The following is a 16,098-nucleotide window of genomic DNA, read 5'->3' as shown; positions in this document are numbered from 1 at the left end:
TATCTGCCACCGCACACGCTATTAATAGCTTTACTAATCCAGAAAGCGTGCAAGATTTTAACCAGTATCCTGATGCGCGAGGACATTTTGGCGTCCACGGCGGACGCTTTGTCTCTGAAACCTTGATGGCAGCGTTAGAAGAGCTAGAAACGTTATATAACACAGTCAAAAAAGACCCTGCATTTTGGGAAGAATATCACAATGATTTGGTCAACTATGTTGGACGCCCAACGCCTCTCTATCATGCCAAGCGTCTAAGTGATGAGATTGGCGGTGCGCAAATTTACTTTAAGCGTGAAGACTTAAACCATACTGGCGCTCATAAGGTCAATAACACTATTGGTCAAGCGCTCCTTGCCAAAATGAGTGGCAAAAAACGTATTATTGCAGAAACTGGAGCAGGGCAACATGGCGTTGCGACGGCGACGATTGCCGCGCGTTTGGGACTAGAGTGTATCGTTTATATGGGCGCGGACGATGTTGAGCGTCAAAAGATGAACGTCTACCGTATGCGCTTACTTGGTGCGACAGTTGTGCCAGTAACATCTGGCTCACGCACTCTCAAAGATGCGATGAATGAAGCCATGCGTGATTGGGTAACCAATGTGGATAGCACGTATTATATTATTGGTACAGTTGCAGGTCCGCATCCTTATCCGTTACTCGTACGCGACTTCCAAGCAATTATTGGTAAAGAAGCGCGTGTGCAACATCTGCAAATGACGGGTAAATTACCAGATGCGCTAGTCGCTTGTGTTGGCGGCGGCTCAAATGCCATTGGTCTATTCTTTGACTTCTTAAATGATAATGACGTTAAAATGTATGGCGTGGAAGCAACAGGTGATGGTATTGAGACGGGTCGTCATTCTGCACCATTAGCTGCTGGTCGTATTGGTGTATTACACGGTAACCGTACTTACTTGATGGCCGATGATGAAGGTCAAATCCAAGAAACCCATTCTATCTCAGCTGGTCTTGATTACCCTGGTGTTGGTCCTGAGCATAGCTTCTTAAAAGATATGAAGCGTGTTGAATATGTTGGTTGTACCGATAAGGAGTCGTTAGAAGGTTTCCATGAAGTCACGCGTAAAGAAGGCATCATTCCGGCGCTTGAATCTGCTCATGCGGTTGCTTATGCACTAAAGCTGGCTAAAACGATGACGCCTGATCAAACCATTATCGTCAATATGTCTGGTCGCGGTGATAAAGATTTGCATTCAGTGATGAAGGCAGAAGGGATTGAGCTTTAATAGCTACTTTTTAGTAACAACTGGATTATTCCTTGGAAGAAAAATTACTGATTTGACCCGTTATTATTAAATAAAGGGTCAAATGAGCCAGTTTATAATAATTAAGAGACCACTATGACCCGAATTGAAAGCACCTTTGAAACCCTAAAAGCACAAAATAAAAAAGCACTCATCCCTTATGTGATGGCAGGCGATCCCAATCCAAACAACTTTGTTGGCTTACTACATGACTTAGTGAAGCATGGCGCAGATATGATTGAAGTGGGCTTACCATTTTCTGATCCAATGGCAGATGGTCCTACAGTAGCATTGGCAGGCGAGCGTGCATTAGCAGCGGGTACAAGCACTCGTGATGCGCTAAAGATGGTTGCAGAATTTCGCCAGCAAGATACGCAGACGCCAATTATCCTGATGGGTTACCTCAATCCAGTAGAGATTATCGGTTATGATAACTTTGTTGCGCTATGCGAGCAGTCAGGCGTCGATGGTATTTTGATGGTTGATTTGCCGCCAGCAGAAGCGGGTAGCTTTACCCAGCATTTGACTGAGCACGCGATGAATGAGATTTTCTTATTATCACCAACTACGCTGGCTGAACGTCGTCAGCAAGTATTGACCCATTGCGGTGGTTATATCTACTACGTGTCTTTAAAAGGTGTGACGGGTTCAGCAACGCTAGATACTGACGATGTTGCAAGGCAAGTACAAGCCATTAAAGCAGAGACGGATTTGCCAGTATGTGTGGGCTTTGGTATTCGTGATGCAACTTCTGCCAAAGCAATTGGTGCTCATGCGGATGGTATTATCGTCGGTAGTGCATTGGTGCAGAACTTTGCTGATATCGATGCCAATGATATCGCTGCAGTCGCTAATGCTCAGCAAAAAATTATGGCAAAAATGGATGAGTTACGCGGCGCACTCGATAGTTTATAAGCACCCGCTCAAACAGTTGGGCAAGTTATCGTCACAATATTTATGAGGGTATTTATAACAATGTTTATAAAGACACAGGCAAATGGCTTTGCTAAAGTTAGTTTACGTGTGTAAACTAACATCACATATAAATGGTCACAGTTATGCATTAGCGTGCCTTATAATTGCTAAAGTCATGAGGATATGTGACGATTAAACTGATTCTTATAAATGGACTCTTACGGACAAGTGCACAAGTGAGCTTGCCAATAAGCCTTAGATAATGGCGAATAATATGACTGATACGATGACAAAACCTGATATAAATAACGATAGTACAAGCCTGCAGCAGAATGGCAATAAAGCTGGTCAATCATGGTTTGAGCGCCCGATTCCGGGTATCAAACAGCAACTAACGGCGCAATTGACCGCTGTAGAGACAGAGCCTTCTACAAAATGCAGCAGCTGCCATTCGATCATTACCAATACAGCGCTGATTTTTAACTGTTACGTGTGCCCGCATTGTGACCATCATTTACCGATGAGTGCTCGTGAGCGCTTGAACTGGCTGCTTGATAAGGTAGAAGGCGAGCTTGGGCAAGAGTTTACCGCCAAAGACCCGCTAAAATTTGTAGATAGTAAGCCTTATCCTGCGCGTATGGCAGAAGCACAAGAAAAAACGAAAGAGAGTGAAGCGCTGATTGTGCTATATGGCAAATTGCGCAATCTCGATATTGTAACTTGTGCGTTTGACTTTCGATTTATGGGTGGCTCTATGGGCTCGGTGGTTGGCGACCGTTTTGTTCAAGCTGCCGAAAAAGCCCTCGCAGACAGAGTACCTTTGGTCTGTTTCGCTGCTTCTGGTGGTGCGCGTATGCAAGAAGGCTTGCTATCATTGATGCAAATGGCAAGAACAGCAGCAGCAATCGAGCGTTTGAGAATTGCTGGCGTGCCATATATCGTGGTACTGACCAATCCTGTTTATGGCGGTGTGACCGCATCTCTTGCGATGCTTGGTGACATTCACTTAGCAGAACCAAAAGCCATGATTGGCTTTGCTGGTAAGCGTGTGATTGAACAGACAGTACGTGAGACACTAGAAGAGCCGTTTCAACGTGCAGAGTTTTTGCTAGAGCATGGTGTGGTTGATGAAGTGGTACATCGTCATCAAATGATTGATACCATTTATCGTCTGCTGGCAAAACTGTGTAGCGTACCCAATGTTGATGCTCAGTAGGTAGTAAAAATAAAAACAAGTGGGTTAGATTCAAGCAGCTGTTTTATAATTTCACTGCATAATGATCGAGCGGCGTGCTAATATCTGCCAAATATGTAAAACTAATGAATAGCATTTATCGTGTATAACGGTAAATGCTATTTTTGCTTTGTAGCAAGCTAGTCATACTGTTTTTATTTTTTTATATAAGTTTTATCTTTTATCTCAAATTTTGATATAGGTTCTGTCCATGTCTGATTCTTTAGCGTCTCATAGCCCCAGTAGTAGCCTTGACACCCAAGCCACTTTAACCGAATGGCTGAATTATATGCAGCAGATTCATGTCTCGGCGATAGATATGGGGCTGTCACGAGTACTGCCAGTTGCTGAGGCATTGGGAGTCGTACAATCAGCCAAAGATGACGCCTATGTATTTACGGTTGCAGGTACTAATGGCAAAGGCTCGACGACTGCGGTCATCGCGCAGATGTGCCAAGCCGCAGGATATAAAACTGCCTTATATCAATCGCCGCACTTGAATGTCTTTAACGAGCGGGTACGGATCGATGGCGAGATGGTCAGCGATGAAACCCTGATTGCTGCCTTTAGTAAGGTAGAAGCGGCACGGTTGCAATGTGATTTAACATTGTCATTTTTTGAGATGACAACACTGGCAGCATTGTTGATATTCGCGGAAGCGGATTGCGATGTTTGGGTGTTAGAAGTCGGACTGGGCGGTCGCTTAGATGTGGTCAATATCATCGACCCTGATATGGCAGTGATTACCAACATTGCCATCGATCATGTTGATTGGTTGGGTGATAATGTGGAAGCCATCGGAGCGGAAAAAGCAGGTATTTTACGTGATGGGATTAGCGTCATTTACGGTGCTACAGAGATGCCAAATAGCGTACAGCAAGCGATAGATAAGCATCAGGCGACTTGTTATCAAGTCAGTAAAGACTTTAGCTATTGTAAAAATGATTCGACTACGTGGCAATATAGCAATGCAGCTGTCACTCTACAATTGCCTCGACCCGCACTGTCATTGACCAATACTGCCAATGCTCTGTCAGCAGTACTTGCAAGTCCCTTAGACGTCGATACCAATGCTATAGGGCAAGCGCTAAAAACAGTTAAGCTTGCCGGTCGCTTCGATTATCGTGAAGTCCATGAGCGTCATTGGCTATTTGATGTGGCGCATAACGATCAAGGCGTTGAGTTTTTATTGGCACAATTATTACCGCTTTGGCAGCAGCATTTAACACAGCAAAGTACACCTGAACAAGTTAATCAAACTTCAGGTGAACCTGCTACCATTAAAATGTTGTTTTCTATGCTAGGTGATAAAGATATTAATAAAGTGGTGCAGCGTTTGACGACAGCAGGCTTGCCAATCAGTGATTGGTTCATCGCTGAGATTGATTATCCACGTGCTGCCACTACGGAGCATTTGCAAGGTATCTTAGCGAGCTATGTCGATGATGCTCAGATACATGAGTTTGCGCGTTTGCAAGAAGCCACTCATGCGATTATAAATGCCAGTCAGCCACAAGATTTAATCGTAGTCTGCGGCTCTTTTCATACGATTGGAGAGGCATTGTCTACGCTTGAAACGCGATAATTTACGTTAAAACATTGACTGTTTGATGTTAGTCTTAGTAATAGCGTGGTGGCAGACAGCATGAAAAATATGCTTTATAATCAAAGTGATTAAAACCTAGCGCATTAGTATTAACACGGATGGAAGCAACTGGCGCTAATAGCTTGCTGATTTAATCTATCTATAATATAGTTTAAAACAATAACCGCGCCGCCCAATCAACCTTATTACCAACTAAGAGACGTAAACGGATGAATTTTTCGAGACAAGCCTTATTGGGCATTGGGATGATTATCGGTGGTAGCGTGATGCTATACGCCATGGTACAACAAATTGGTGATACCAATAAATCACAGCCAGCATCGGCAATGATCGATCAACCGAGTGCTGAGCCTACGTCTGTACAACCACTGACAACAGATATCGAAACAGAAAAACGTATCTTGGCACAAAAACAAAAAGAGCGTGCCGCTCGCGTTGCAGAACAAGAAAAGCGTGCTCAGCAGTTCTTAACTGAACAAGAAGCGGCAGAGGCGCAAGCATTGGCAAAAGCACGCGCTGAAAGTCAGCAATATCTGGCGAGCACCACACCAAGTATCGAAGATAACGCTGATACTAACAGCAATAATGAAAAGGCGACGAAGAACACACTTGCAACACCTATATCAGCGCCTTCTAGTGCAGAGACGTCCACTAATTCCGCTGATGGTGCTGAAGCAAAGAAGAAAGCACTAGCGGAGCAGCAGGCAGCTGAAAGACAAGCAACTATTAGAGAGCAAGCTGCTGCTAAGAAATTAGCAGATAGCAAAAAAGAAGCAGACGTTAAAAAGCAAGCTGAAGCGCAAGTAGCTGCGGAAAAAAAGCGCGAGGCGGATGAAGCCGCAAAAAAGACCCCATCTAAGTCGCCCTCTGACTATCAAGTCAAAAGAGGAGATGGGCTGATTAAATTGGCACGCCAGTACGATATGCCGGTAGAAGTCTTAGCTCAAGCCAATAATCTCTCACCATCAACATCGCTAAATCTTGGTCAAACCATTACGATCCCATCGCGTAAGCAGGTAGAGCGTTTAGAGCGAGAAGCAACAGCGGCTGAACAGGCACGTGAAGAAAAGCGTCAAAGAGAAGAAGCTTTAGCTAAAAAGTCAGCAGACGCTAAACGTGATGCTCAGCAAAAACTCAGTGAAGCCCGCAAAGAAGTCAAAGAAACCGATGCTAAAGGTAGCTTTGGGGTACAAGTAGCGTTAGCAAACGACCAATCCAAAGCGGATGAGATGGCAAAAAAATTCCAATCTGCAGGTTATCAAGTTAAGACCAGCCCGACGAGTCGCGGTGTGCGGGTTATTGTCGGTCCTGAGCGCGGTAAAGTAGCCGCTTTAGCCTTGAAGGATAAGATTAATAGTGACCCTAAAGTGAATACCACCAGCGCTTGGGTATTATATTGGCGCTAGATATTGTTAAACTGCTAAACGCATGATAATGAATGTGGACCTACAATCTTAGTGAGAGTGCTTTCATTTATCATCATTTGATGCTTTTATAATTAAAACACGACATCTATTGTCGTGTTTTTTGTTTTAGTGTTTGTCCATTTGCTCATACTTAGTTACCATGAGCACCATTTTTGTTTCTCTCTGTATAACCTGTTAGCCCATAAGGGTCGACCTGCTGCAGTTAAAGGTAGTTTGTTATGTTAGCTGGGCTAGCATATAGGCAAGCTATCTAACTGCTTAGATATTGCATAAGGTAAAACCATGTCATTTGGCGCTATATTTTTAATATTGGCAGTTGGCTTTTTGGGGCTGATTACCTTACCAAAATTATTTTCTAATAAACAAGCTGTTGAACCAGATCCGCCGCCTGTACGCGGTGATGAGTTGGCTATTTGGCCGTTTGCGCCGATGCCTATCATGACCCCTACTGAAGTGATATTTTTTAATAAGTTAAAAAATGCATTACCGGAATATCATATTTTTGTGCAAGTACAGCTGTCACGGATTATCGAAGCGAACAGTAATGAGACGTCTGAGCGCAGTTTTTGGTTCAATCGTATCTGCCGCCAAAGTGTTGATTATGTGATTGTTGATATTGATGCGCAGACTACCTTGGTTGCCATCGAGCTTGATGATTGGACACATAGCAGTAAAGCAAGGCAAAAAGCCGATGACAAAAAAGACAAGGCGCTTGCCAGTGCGGGTATTGCTATCGTGCGTTTTCATGCGGAGCGCATGCCGAGTGCCGACATGCTGAGATATGAGCTGATGCAAGTGATTGAGAGTTATTAAAAGCTATTAAGATGATGATAAAAGCTTAAAGTTTATTTTCTACTTGTTCGGTCTGCTTAGGATAAATGACAATCGGTCTATCGCCTGCAAAATATAAACCTGTTTTTAATATATCGTTTTTAGAATTGTTCAGTGGCGACTGACGACCGTCATAAAAGTCGCGTTTGCTAAACCATTCAATATAATAAGCAGCGCGCAATGTAGCAATATCAATCGTCGAAAGATTTGCGCTATCAGTCTTATCACACCACTCATGTATAGGAAAGCTTGGTGTCAGCCAAGACGGATAAGTAAAATTACAGGTATTTATCGGCAAAAAGAATCGCCCTTTTATCACGCCATAGCGCTTATCAATTTTAATTTGACCATGTTTTTCCGTATCTACCCATACGGTGCGAAACTGCTTGGTTTGCATGTGGGTCATTTTGCGTTGTAAATTGTCCTCTGAGTTGATGCCAACCCAGTTCTCAGGGGCAAAAGGCGCTGATCCCATAAAGAACTTAATAGCCAGTTCCCAATGCTCGACCAGATTTTCTGCATGATTATATAAGATTAAATCCAGCTCACCAGTCGTCTGCTTGCCATTATAGAGCTGCACATTATTAGCCAGTGTCTCATACGGATGTAGTTTGCGCGCATAGCCATCCTCTAACCAAAATGACAGTAACCCTTCAAAGTGAAAACCCAAACGATTGGGACTTGGACGCGCCAGTAAATAGCGGGTCAGCACCTGATAGTCATTGGTGCTATCTAGCTCTGTTAACCGCTGCTGATACACCGCAAACTGCGATTGCCAAAAGTGTGCGCTATGTACCGACACGGTATGTGTATTCTGATGCGGCGCAAAGTCCAGCCATTCCGTTAAGATGTTAGGGCAGGCAAGCACATACGCTAAATCACGCACATAAGGTCGCTGGTATACGTCCCAAGGTGCGTCATCTATAAGGTAAGTCGAGAAGGGCTGAGCGATAGGCTCGGGCATAGGATAAACCATCGTAACGTTGTAGTATTTACCCTAACGGCTCGCTCTATAAAAGTCTATAGGATACGAGTATCGGCTAGGGTAATGCTTAGTCTTTTGGACTTAAAACATGATATTAATGTGATGGATATGAATACTAATATCAGGCGGCGATAGCAAGTAAGGTAATAGAGTGCTGACTACCGTTTTTAGTAGAAAGAATTGCCATTTAGGTTGATATTGAGATGGCTTTTGTTTTGGATTTGTTGGAATGTGAATTTTCTGTTTCATGTGTCTAGCTCCATATTTGCCGTAACTTGATTGATACGGCTTATAGTTGCTAGTTTATGGTGTGGGGGTTTGCGTAGGTTCTATAGTAGATAGCAAGTTATCTATAGTAGATTAATTTAGTGGCTTTATATCGTTAATACGTGACAGCCATTTGCCTACGGCTTGATATTCGAGCGTTAAACCATCGTTTTGTAATATAGTGGTAATGCTAGCATTCAAAGATGGGTTGTTTTGGCTATATGGTTCGGCATTATCCAGATTAGTAAGTTTAGCCATTGCATACATTACCCTATCTAAAGCTCTATATGCTTGATGCGGTACTTTTTCTAAATCATCGGCTGGATTGACTGCGAGTGCAGCTTGTTCACTTTTACTTTCAAGGTCTGATATTTCTTTTCTCTGTTGGACATAAATTTCCTTAGCCTTTTCCAAACGTGCTTCTAAAGCCTGATTTTTAGCTAGTAGAGATGAGTAATCATCATGAGTAATCGGTTTTAATTTATGAATATCAATATCGGAGAATAAAGTTTTAGGCATGTCGTCAGCATGATATTCGGCAATAAATTCTTTTAAGTCAGTTACTTTTATAGTTCGTCGTTCAGGATTAATATGACCTATACCACTACTCACAGAGTCAGCTTCTTTTTTATCCTTGATATCATATTTATAGTAACCTTTACCGCCATCTCTGCCCATTTTTAACTTACCATCCTCAAAGGCCTGATGAAGTATTTCACATCTAGGTTCAACACATTGAACATATGGGTGCTTAACAATACTTCGGGATAATGCGTTTCCATCTCCTTTTGGAGTACATTGAGTCAATTCAGTAGCTAATTCACTTCTAGGAATACCACACCATAAAATTGCCGCTTCAGGCACAGTCAAATAATCAAAATTATTTTTAATATTGTCGCAATTATTAAACTGTGAGTAATACTCTTTACCCTTAAGACTATATTGCATAATTCAAATCCTTACATCTTTCCAAAATAAGCATAAATCGCTATTATTCGAAGCGTTAACCTTACAGAACTGCTTATACTTTAATAAAAATCTGAGTTTATCTCATCTCTTACCTAAGATGTAGACACAAACCTTATAAATCTAACCCAAAAAAAAGCCAACCATTGAAAACAATGATTGGCTTTTCTCTTTACTACTATGTTTGGTCGGAACGGCAGGAGGTAAAGTATTAGCTGAAAGCATTGGTATTAAAGGTTTTAGGTTTTATTAAAATAAAATATACCGCAAAATATACCGCATTATGCAAAAGTCACTTAGCTTTTAGCCCTCATTTAGCTGTAAAAAGTAAAGATAACAGACGATAGGTTATGGTTATTAAAGTCATCATTATTATCAACATGCCAGCAACTTAGGCGTACTTTTTTATACTTGCACTTTGTTTGCATGGGGTTAAATTGCTAATGACTGCACGCGCTTAGATAATGGCGCTTAAAGTTAAGCGTTTATCGTGCGTTTGCTCGCACCAATTCGCACTTACTCGCAAAACTAGATAACCCCAAACTTGGGGTTATTTTGAGCCAGCCTCTTAAATATACTACTGCAATTTGCTGATACTAAAATCAACTTGCAACTTTCTTTCATGGGGTTGTCTTGCTAGTGGGTGGGTGCGTGTTAGAGGCGGTTTATTCATTAAGATTTTTATAAGTCATGACAGCGCCAAAAGAGCCTCATAAATGTGTTGTTCAGCATTGCTTAGATGCTCTCTTACCTTGCGTACATGGCTGCGCTTAGTTGTGCCTTCCCCGTGTTCATATTCACTCACCACCGATTTACTTAGCTTTGTATAAGACATGCTGTATAGATAATAGTGCCTTATAATCTTAGCCCACATCATAAGTTCCTTATCACCTGATTGCCTCATGCCACCTAATTCACGGTCTATCAGTGTGTAATAAGCTTCGTCGTTCATATCCCACAGCACTGGACGACTTCTTTCGCGACTTTGCTGCACATTATTATTTAAGACTTTTGCCATAGGTGACTGATACCCCAAATGACCGCCAACCTTTTCACGATTGCAAAAGTCACCCCAGCCAGTCAACCAGCTTTGCACCTCTAATAAATCAATCGCTTCAATCTTTCCAGTATTATTGCTCATGTGCCACCCTCAAAATAATGCATAATGTTTTTTGATAATATACCTTATTACTTGCTAGCCATAAAAAAGGGCAGACGATAAACGCCCACCTCTTATAGTAATAATTAAAAACAAGACTTTCGCGTCTTATGCCAGCTCATTAATACCCTTTGCGCGTGCAACATCGTTTAATGCTTGGATAAGGTCACTAGGTGCGCCATCAGTCAATACTTCATTCAAGTAAGCACTAATAAGGGTTTCATCTGTTAGGTACTCTGCCACATCAAAACCGCTGGTTTTAATATTGGTCATTGGGGGTACTCCTTTGCTTCATTCTTGTGCCGGCATAGGGTGGGGCATTACATCAATATAACTTCACTGTTTGGCATCTTAGCAGTAATGACCACTTCGCCACCTAACGACTGTACATAGTTCTGTAGGGTTGATAGTTGAATGTCCTTGCCGCTTTCTACCTTTGATATGCTGGCTTGCGATACGCCCATCATGGCGGCAAGCTCCGATTGTTTAAGGTTTCCCATCTTTCTAAGTTTAGCCAGCTCAATAGATTGGCTTAAGCGTTTGGCTTTATCAGTGATACGGCTTTGTCTATCGGCTGGCAGTTTTGCCATGTAGTCATCTAAGTTCGTAAATTTTGTCATTTGTTATTCTCCTTGTTATCTAGCGTTTCAAGGTACGCCTGATAGATACTTTCGGCTATCGGCATCATGCGCTTATAAAAACGCTTGTCACCTGTCTTGTCACCACCACATAGCATGACTGCTTGCCTATAAGGGTCGAACACATAAAACGCCCTGTATGGCTTGCCAGCATGTTGAACCCGTAGTTCTTTTAGGTTGGTTAGCTTACTGTCTTTTAGCGTATCAGCGTGTGGTCTGCCTAATTGATGCCCGTATTGACGCAGTATCATTAAAGCGGCTAATACATCGTCCTGCTCGGCTTGGGTTAGTGACTCTAGCCAGTCCTCAAATTGAGGGGCAAATATAATCTCATACATATAGTAAGCCTTATTTCTTATTTATTATATAACAATACGGTTATATCTTGTGAGGTTTCTAATAGCTGGGCTTTACTCGTACCGGTCAATATAGTTTTATACCTAAGAAAAGCTGCTTAAAATGCTTAAACTGGCTATAACGTATGATGGGTAAGAGATTAGCTTAAGGTAGGCGTTTGCTTAACGTTGCTTAAACTGCTTAAGTTCGTCTTAAATTGGCTTGTTTTAGGCTGAGTTTAAGCAGTTTAAGCAAGCTTAAGATTTGGCAATCTTAATAGAAAACCCCTAACCATAAGGGCTAGGGGTAGTTTAAGCAGTTTAAGCAAGATTTCTTAAGCGTTAATACTAATTGTATAGTTTGGGGTTAATAAGTATCACCTTACTACGCCCCTCCATTTCCTGCCTGATATGTTTAGCAGACTCTAATTTATCTAACTCACTTTGTAATAACTTAGTATTTTTACGCATGGGGTTAGGTGCATTATTAGCAATATAAGTCCTGCTTAACTTATGCGGATTTTTACCTTTCGCTTTATCTACTAGCCAGCTACTTAGTTTCTCACTGTCGTTCTGTTCCCCATTATGCGTTGCATCAAGATAGCGTAAACGTTCGGCTGTGGAATACTCAACCAACATAAAAGCGCGTGCTATATCATCACTGTTGATGGTATTACGTCCCTCAAAGAACGCCATTAATGATGCTATACGGCTGGCATTCTCTGCCATACGTGAGGCATACGCTTTTAGGTACTCCAATGTCTGCCCTTGTGCTTGGCGGTTCTCTATCGCTTGCATGTGAGTGCAAAATACTTGTTGTGCACCATCTGCCCATTGTATTTTTAGGCGCTGGGGTGTGCCGGTACTATCGTTTGGCTCATTGGCTGGCAATGGGTCAAGTAAGCTTTGACAGCGTGACCAGTATTCTATTAAGTGTGGGTTGTCATAAGGGCTATCGTTTCTACGCTGGGGATTGTCCCACACACGTTGACCACGTAAGTCAGGAGGGCAAGCAATCAATGCCCTTGCTAAAAACCCTTGCCCATTCATCAAGGGGTCAGTTAATGCCTGTTCTAATACTACCCGTTGCCCTTGTAGCAGTAGCGTCATGCGTACACCATGCGCGTCTGTTTGAGGCGTGGCATAGGCAGACTTTTGCGAGCGTAACCGTGATACTTCGCCATCACTCCATAACTTAGTAAGTGCTGATAGGGCACTGCCAGCGGTATCACCTGTCATGGTATGACCATTAAAGAATTGCCCTGCCTCGTCTGTCGTCCATGATGCGTTATTCATTTCCCCACTGATAAACCTATCCAATATTGGTTCTATGGTCGCATCATCGAATAAGTTCTTAGGGTTGTACGGTCTAGGATTTTCATCTAAGAACGTAGATAGCTCTTTACCCTTTAAACTAACCTTGTCACTTTCCCAAGTTGATACGTCATTTAGATAGTTGGTGTATTGTTGGCGCTCATACTCTTTAATCTTGAAATGAGTTAAGCCCATCGCTTGCGTTTTACCGCTACCACTTTCCCCCTCTGTGATTATTATGAGGCTTACCGGCATGTGCCCATGTCCCATAGGTGCATCAATGAAACGCTGCCCCATGTGCGCCAGTGCCCCTAAAACGCATTGACCTGCCATAGCAGTAGGTACTTGTGCATAATATGCCACGGCTTCAATGACTTGTCGCAATAAGCCTGTGAACGCATTTATAGGGTAGGGTGTCGGTGCGCTTGGGTCATTAGCCAGTGGTTCAGGGTCGCCCCAAGCATCAGCTTGTAGATTGGCTATAGTAGTTTCACTGTCTGCCAAAATAACAGCATAGCTTAAGCCCCCATATTCCAAGTGTTCTAATACCGTCCTGTCACTGGTAACTACTACCTTTACGTTATGACCTGCCAGCGGCTTGCTTACCTCGTCCGCTTTGTCTAATGTCGTAAAGATAGTGACCGGTCTGTCTTGTGAGAAATGCTTAACCGTTTCATTGAATAGCCATTCAGTAGGGCTAATAGCTATCGTCACATGCTCGTTGATTAAGCATTTGGCTAGGGCTATGCCATCGTCAAAATTATCTACTGCGATAAGCTCGCTATCATTGCTCAATTTACCGATAAGATAGGCGGACGGCTGGCTAGTATCGGTTATGATGGGGTCGTGACTGTCATCAGCGTACAAGCATCGTAAGCTTGTCGGCTCATAGTCTTTGTTATGCAAAACCATTCCTATAGTGCCTACTGTGTCCAGCTTATCCCCTGATACCTTTACCTTGTCATCAATAACAAGCAAGCTTTTAGGGTTCAATAACGGGTAGTTTTGGGCTAAAATAGTAAAGCCTGATAGCGCCTCGGTAGTTGCTATTGGATAGTCACCTAAGATGCCAGATAAGCCCACCTTGCCGTGGGCTTTTTCTTGGCTATCGGTTTGTGGTGTAGTGGTCATCTAGTCCCCCTTGCTTGCGACTGGTTCGGCTTGCGCTCGGCTCTATACTTCTTGTAGTAGCTCTTACGCTTGGCATATTTACGGCTTTGCTTTGGCTGTGGGTAGGTTTTCATTCTGCACCTACCTTGCTGTAACCAGTCATTGCTAGGGGTTCGTTAATGATGTCTAGTTGAGCGTAGAGTATTTCTGCCCATGTGCTAGTAGCGTCATGCGATAAACGCGCCATAGACTTAACGGCTTCCCCCTCTATCTTGCCATAGTAAATAAGCCCTAGCAGATAACCAACATCATGTAAGGCATTGGCTGCACCACAGATATCACCAGCAATATGGTTCAAGTCATGTGATGACATAGTTACGACTATATTGTCGTCTGCTTCGGTGGTGTCTATTACTTTGCGTTGGCTGTCTTGAGTGGCAAACCTGCCGTTATATAGCGTTGCAATCGCTTGGCGGTTGGCTGGCGTGTCTTGGAATAGTGACGGCTGATAATCGCCTGTTTCTGTATCGTGTGCTGGAACAAAATAGCCTTTATCATCGTAGTAGATGTTGCTGCCATCGTGAGTAAGTGCCAATAGGTCACGCTTGCCGTATGGGTCGGCTGTCAATACAAACGAGGTAAAGCTTAATGATGGGCATAGAACACTGTCACCAGCTTTGAATGTGGCTAGTGTAGGGATGTTTTGAGTGTTTGAGTTGGTACGGATTGATTTAGGCATGATAGCCTCCTAACGTTTTTTGAGTGAATGCCACGCTATACGGTAAAAGTATAGGGTGACGGGTCTTACTCTCGGTAACGTTAGTAACCGCCCTGCATATTCGCCTTACGGCTATTTTATTTTGCAGCGTCAACCCGTCATAGTCGGTTAGCAAGTGACTTGCTATAGATATGAGGGAATGCCCCCTTGATGCGCTTAAATGCGCTCTTAGGGTAGTGCTTGATGGCATAGTAACAGCTTGAGAGGCTGGGCTATTATCAGGCACAAAAAAAGCCAATAAATAACGGCTGGCTTGTCCGCTAACGTTTTTTGAGAGGTCTATATAGTAACCGCTGCTATCATCACATGCAATCTGTTTTACACTGGTTTGGGTGCAAGCCAGTAGTGAGAGTAGCAAGCCAATGCCAGCTACCCATGCCATAAAGATAGTAAACCTTAGCAGTAAGCCGCGCTTGCCAGCCTGTGCCCTGTATTGGGGCTTTGGATTGGCTCTAGTATTATCACTCATGGTCTGTTGCCTCCTGCTTTGCCGTAGTCAACATACAATCCAATTCCTGAGTAATGCTCTCCAGCGACTTTGACGCAGAGAACAAGGCAAGCATGACCGCATTGATAACGCCACCTGATACCGCGCACTCCACTTGCACGGCTTGCAATGCCATTGCTAGATGACTGGTATCAATATCGAGTAGCACTATCTGCTCATTGATACTTTCTAACTGGTCGGCTGATACTGATATTTGATTACTCATTGATTGATACCTCATCTTGTGTGATTAGATTACCCATGATGTCCGCGCTCATTTTGCTGGCGTGTTCGCTGTGTGCCAGTAGCGCAGAACGTACCGCCACAATCACGCCCTTGCTTGCTGGGTCGCTGGTTTCTATCAGGTTCAAGGCATAAGCAAGGCTTTCACAATCGTTCGATACGTCTTGTATGTAGTCGTCCACATGGCATAGCGTATAAGTGTCCACTGCCACTAGGCGCGGTTCTAATACTTCCAATGGTTCGGTTATGCTCATGGGGTCACCTCGATATTAGATAACTCACTGTCAAGTAAGGTATGTTCATCGAGCCAATAGACTGCAAACCACTTATTGTTATGCTTGACCATTTCACTTTGAATGACTAAGCCCTGACTTCTCAAATCGTGTATGCGCTGTGCTAGGCAAGTAATTTGATAGAAGCGGTAAGCGTCCCATGTGGTGATCGTTGCGCCTGTCATTAGATGCGCTCTAACAATCTCTATTTGGGTCTTGGGTGCTTGCTCATTGGTAACGGGTGCGGTGGCTGTAGTAGTCAT

Annotated in this window: 19 protein-coding genes; 6 read left to right on the top strand and 13 right to left on the bottom strand. The window is 43.2% G+C overall.

Going from position 1 to position 16,098, the window contains the following annotated elements; translation table 11 throughout:
* Nucleotides 1–47 precede the first annotated feature (47 nt).
* The 6 genes from trpB (at nt 48) to JMX89_RS06285 (ending at nt 7,263) form a co-directional block, all read left to right on the top strand.
* On the top strand, nt 48–1,250 hold the full coding sequence (gene trpB, locus JMX89_RS06310; RefSeq protein ID WP_181210862.1) for a tryptophan synthase subunit beta: 1,203 nt from the start codon (nt 48–50) through the stop codon (nt 1,248–1,250).
* A gap of 114 nt (nt 1,251–1,364) precedes the next feature.
* A complete protein-coding gene (trpA, locus tag JMX89_RS06305; protein WP_201530713.1) occupies nt 1,365–2,183 on the top strand; it encodes a tryptophan synthase subunit alpha in 819 nt (272 codons plus the stop codon).
* Nucleotides 2,184–2,445: 262 nt separating this feature from the next.
* Nucleotides 2,446–3,399, top strand: a complete 954-nt coding sequence (gene accD, locus JMX89_RS06300; RefSeq protein ID WP_188018940.1) for an acetyl-CoA carboxylase, carboxyltransferase subunit beta — start codon at nt 2,446–2,448, stop codon at nt 3,397–3,399.
* Between the two features lie 229 nt (nt 3,400–3,628).
* A complete protein-coding gene (locus tag JMX89_RS06295; RefSeq protein WP_201530712.1) occupies nt 3,629–5,002 on the top strand; it encodes a bifunctional folylpolyglutamate synthase/dihydrofolate synthase in 1,374 nt (457 codons plus the stop codon).
* Nucleotides 5,003–5,232: 230 nt separating this feature from the next.
* Complete coding sequence (locus JMX89_RS06290; protein ID WP_133105440.1) at nt 5,233–6,429, top strand: SPOR domain-containing protein; 1,197 nt, start codon at nt 5,233–5,235, stop codon at nt 6,427–6,429.
* A 303-nt stretch (nt 6,430–6,732) separates the two neighbouring features.
* Complete coding sequence (locus JMX89_RS06285; RefSeq protein WP_020442801.1) at nt 6,733–7,263, top strand: DUF2726 domain-containing protein; 531 nt, start codon at nt 6,733–6,735, stop codon at nt 7,261–7,263.
* 25 nt (nt 7,264–7,288) lie between these two features.
* On the opposite strand, the gene JMX89_RS06280 is transcribed toward JMX89_RS06285, so the two are convergent.
* From JMX89_RS06280 to JMX89_RS06220, 13 genes are all read right to left on the bottom strand, one after another.
* Nucleotides 7,289–8,245 carry a DUF1853 family protein gene (locus JMX89_RS06280; protein ID WP_201530711.1) on the bottom strand — a complete coding sequence of 319 codons (957 nt, stop codon included), beginning with the start codon at nt 8,243–8,245 and terminating at the stop codon, nt 7,289–7,291.
* 102 nt (nt 8,246–8,347) lie between these two features.
* A complete protein-coding gene (locus tag JMX89_RS06275; RefSeq protein WP_193013275.1) occupies nt 8,348–8,515 on the bottom strand; it encodes a hypothetical protein in 168 nt (55 codons plus the stop codon).
* Between the two features lie 111 nt (nt 8,516–8,626).
* Nucleotides 8,627–9,481 (bottom strand): hypothetical protein, encoded by an 855-nt coding sequence (locus JMX89_RS06270; protein ID WP_193011057.1) that lies wholly within the window; start codon nt 9,479–9,481, stop codon nt 8,627–8,629.
* 706 nt (nt 9,482–10,187) lie between these two features.
* The gene (locus tag JMX89_RS06265) at nt 10,188–10,640 is read right to left on the bottom strand and encodes a hypothetical protein (protein WP_201530710.1); all 453 of its coding nucleotides are present in this window, start codon (nt 10,638–10,640) and stop codon (nt 10,188–10,190) included.
* Nucleotides 10,641–10,766: 126 nt separating this feature from the next.
* Nucleotides 10,767–10,931, bottom strand: coding sequence for a DNA-binding protein (locus JMX89_RS06260; protein ID WP_201530709.1), 165 nt, complete (start codon nt 10,929–10,931; stop codon nt 10,767–10,769).
* Nucleotides 10,932–10,978: 47 nt separating this feature from the next.
* Entirely contained in the window at nt 10,979–11,278 is a 300-nt protein-coding gene (locus tag JMX89_RS06255) for a helix-turn-helix domain-containing protein (RefSeq protein WP_201530708.1), read from the bottom strand.
* Nucleotides 11,275–11,634 carry a type II toxin-antitoxin system RelE/ParE family toxin gene (locus JMX89_RS06250; protein ID WP_201530707.1) on the bottom strand — a complete coding sequence of 120 codons (360 nt, stop codon included), beginning with the start codon at nt 11,632–11,634 and terminating at the stop codon, nt 11,275–11,277. Before JMX89_RS06250 ends, JMX89_RS06255 begins: the two co-directional genes overlap by 4 nt.
* A gap of 345 nt (nt 11,635–11,979) precedes the next feature.
* Complete coding sequence (locus JMX89_RS06245; RefSeq protein ID WP_201530706.1) at nt 11,980–14,076, bottom strand: DUF3987 domain-containing protein; 2,097 nt, start codon at nt 14,074–14,076, stop codon at nt 11,980–11,982.
* 109 nt (nt 14,077–14,185) lie between these two features.
* On the bottom strand, nt 14,186–14,794 hold the full coding sequence (locus JMX89_RS06240; RefSeq protein WP_201530705.1) for a hypothetical protein: 609 nt from the start codon (nt 14,792–14,794) through the stop codon (nt 14,186–14,188).
* Nucleotides 14,787–15,302, bottom strand: a complete 516-nt coding sequence (locus tag JMX89_RS06235) for a hypothetical protein (protein WP_201530704.1) — start codon at nt 15,300–15,302, stop codon at nt 14,787–14,789. Before JMX89_RS06235 ends, JMX89_RS06240 begins: the two co-directional genes overlap by 8 nt.
* Nucleotides 15,295–15,546 (bottom strand): hypothetical protein, encoded by a 252-nt coding sequence (locus tag JMX89_RS06230; RefSeq protein WP_201530703.1) that lies wholly within the window; start codon nt 15,544–15,546, stop codon nt 15,295–15,297. Before JMX89_RS06230 ends, JMX89_RS06235 begins: the two co-directional genes overlap by 8 nt.
* Complete coding sequence (locus tag JMX89_RS06225) at nt 15,539–15,817, bottom strand: hypothetical protein (protein WP_227673027.1); 279 nt, start codon at nt 15,815–15,817, stop codon at nt 15,539–15,541. The genes JMX89_RS06230 and JMX89_RS06225 overlap by 8 nt, the downstream gene beginning before the upstream one ends.
* Complete coding sequence (locus JMX89_RS06220) at nt 15,814–16,098, bottom strand: helix-turn-helix domain-containing protein (protein WP_201551097.1); 285 nt, start codon at nt 16,096–16,098, stop codon at nt 15,814–15,816. The genes JMX89_RS06225 and JMX89_RS06220 overlap by 4 nt, the downstream gene beginning before the upstream one ends.

It is taken from the genome of Psychrobacter sp. DD43 (assembly GCF_904846555.1).
Classification (GTDB): Bacteria; Pseudomonadota; Gammaproteobacteria; order Pseudomonadales; family Moraxellaceae; genus Psychrobacter; species Psychrobacter cryohalolentis.
This window is presented reverse-complemented; position numbering and strand designations above follow the sequence as displayed.

What these genes read in the sequence shown, in the direction of transcription:
- trpA (WP_201530713.1), top strand. Translation starts at nt 1,365, where the DNA reads ATGACCCGAATTGAAAGCACCTTTGAAACCCTAAAAGCACAAAATAAA.
- accD (WP_188018940.1), top strand. Translation starts at nt 2,446, where the DNA reads ATGGCGAATAATATGACTGATACGATGACAAAACCTGATATAAATAAC.
- JMX89_RS06295 (WP_201530712.1), top strand. Translation starts at nt 3,629, where the DNA reads ATGTCTGATTCTTTAGCGTCTCATAGCCCCAGTAGTAGCCTTGACACC.
- JMX89_RS06290 (WP_133105440.1), top strand. Translation starts at nt 5,233, where the DNA reads ATGAATTTTTCGAGACAAGCCTTATTGGGCATTGGGATGATTATCGGT.
- JMX89_RS06285 (WP_020442801.1), top strand. Translation starts at nt 6,733, where the DNA reads ATGTCATTTGGCGCTATATTTTTAATATTGGCAGTTGGCTTTTTGGGG.
- JMX89_RS06280 (WP_201530711.1), bottom strand. Translation starts at nt 8,245, where the DNA reads ATGCCCGAGCCTATCGCTCAGCCCTTCTCGACTTACCTTATAGATGAC.
- JMX89_RS06275 (WP_193013275.1), bottom strand. Translation starts at nt 8,515, where the DNA reads ATGAAACAGAAAATTCACATTCCAACAAATCCAAAACAAAAGCCATCT.
- JMX89_RS06270 (WP_193011057.1), bottom strand. Translation starts at nt 9,481, where the DNA reads ATGCAATATAGTCTTAAGGGTAAAGAGTATTACTCACAGTTTAATAAT.
- JMX89_RS06265 (WP_201530710.1), bottom strand. Translation starts at nt 10,640, where the DNA reads ATGAGCAATAATACTGGAAAGATTGAAGCGATTGATTTATTAGAGGTG.
- JMX89_RS06260 (WP_201530709.1), bottom strand. Translation starts at nt 10,931, where the DNA reads ATGACCAATATTAAAACCAGCGGTTTTGATGTGGCAGAGTACCTAACA.
- JMX89_RS06255 (WP_201530708.1), bottom strand. Translation starts at nt 11,278, where the DNA reads ATGACAAAATTTACGAACTTAGATGACTACATGGCAAAACTGCCAGCC.
- JMX89_RS06250 (WP_201530707.1), bottom strand. Translation starts at nt 11,634, where the DNA reads ATGTATGAGATTATATTTGCCCCTCAATTTGAGGACTGGCTAGAGTCA.
- JMX89_RS06245 (WP_201530706.1), bottom strand. Translation starts at nt 14,076, where the DNA reads ATGACCACTACACCACAAACCGATAGCCAAGAAAAAGCCCACGGCAAG.
- JMX89_RS06240 (WP_201530705.1), bottom strand. Translation starts at nt 14,794, where the DNA reads ATGCCTAAATCAATCCGTACCAACTCAAACACTCAAAACATCCCTACA.
- JMX89_RS06235 (WP_201530704.1), bottom strand. Translation starts at nt 15,302, where the DNA reads ATGAGTGATAATACTAGAGCCAATCCAAAGCCCCAATACAGGGCACAG.
- JMX89_RS06230 (WP_201530703.1), bottom strand. Translation starts at nt 15,546, where the DNA reads ATGAGTAATCAAATATCAGTATCAGCCGACCAGTTAGAAAGTATCAAT.
- JMX89_RS06225 (WP_227673027.1), bottom strand. Translation starts at nt 15,817, where the DNA reads ATGAGCATAACCGAACCATTGGAAGTATTAGAACCGCGCCTAGTGGCA.
- JMX89_RS06220 (WP_201551097.1), bottom strand. Translation starts at nt 16,098, where the DNA reads ATGACTACTACAGCCACCGCACCCGTTACCAATGAGCAAGCACCCAAG.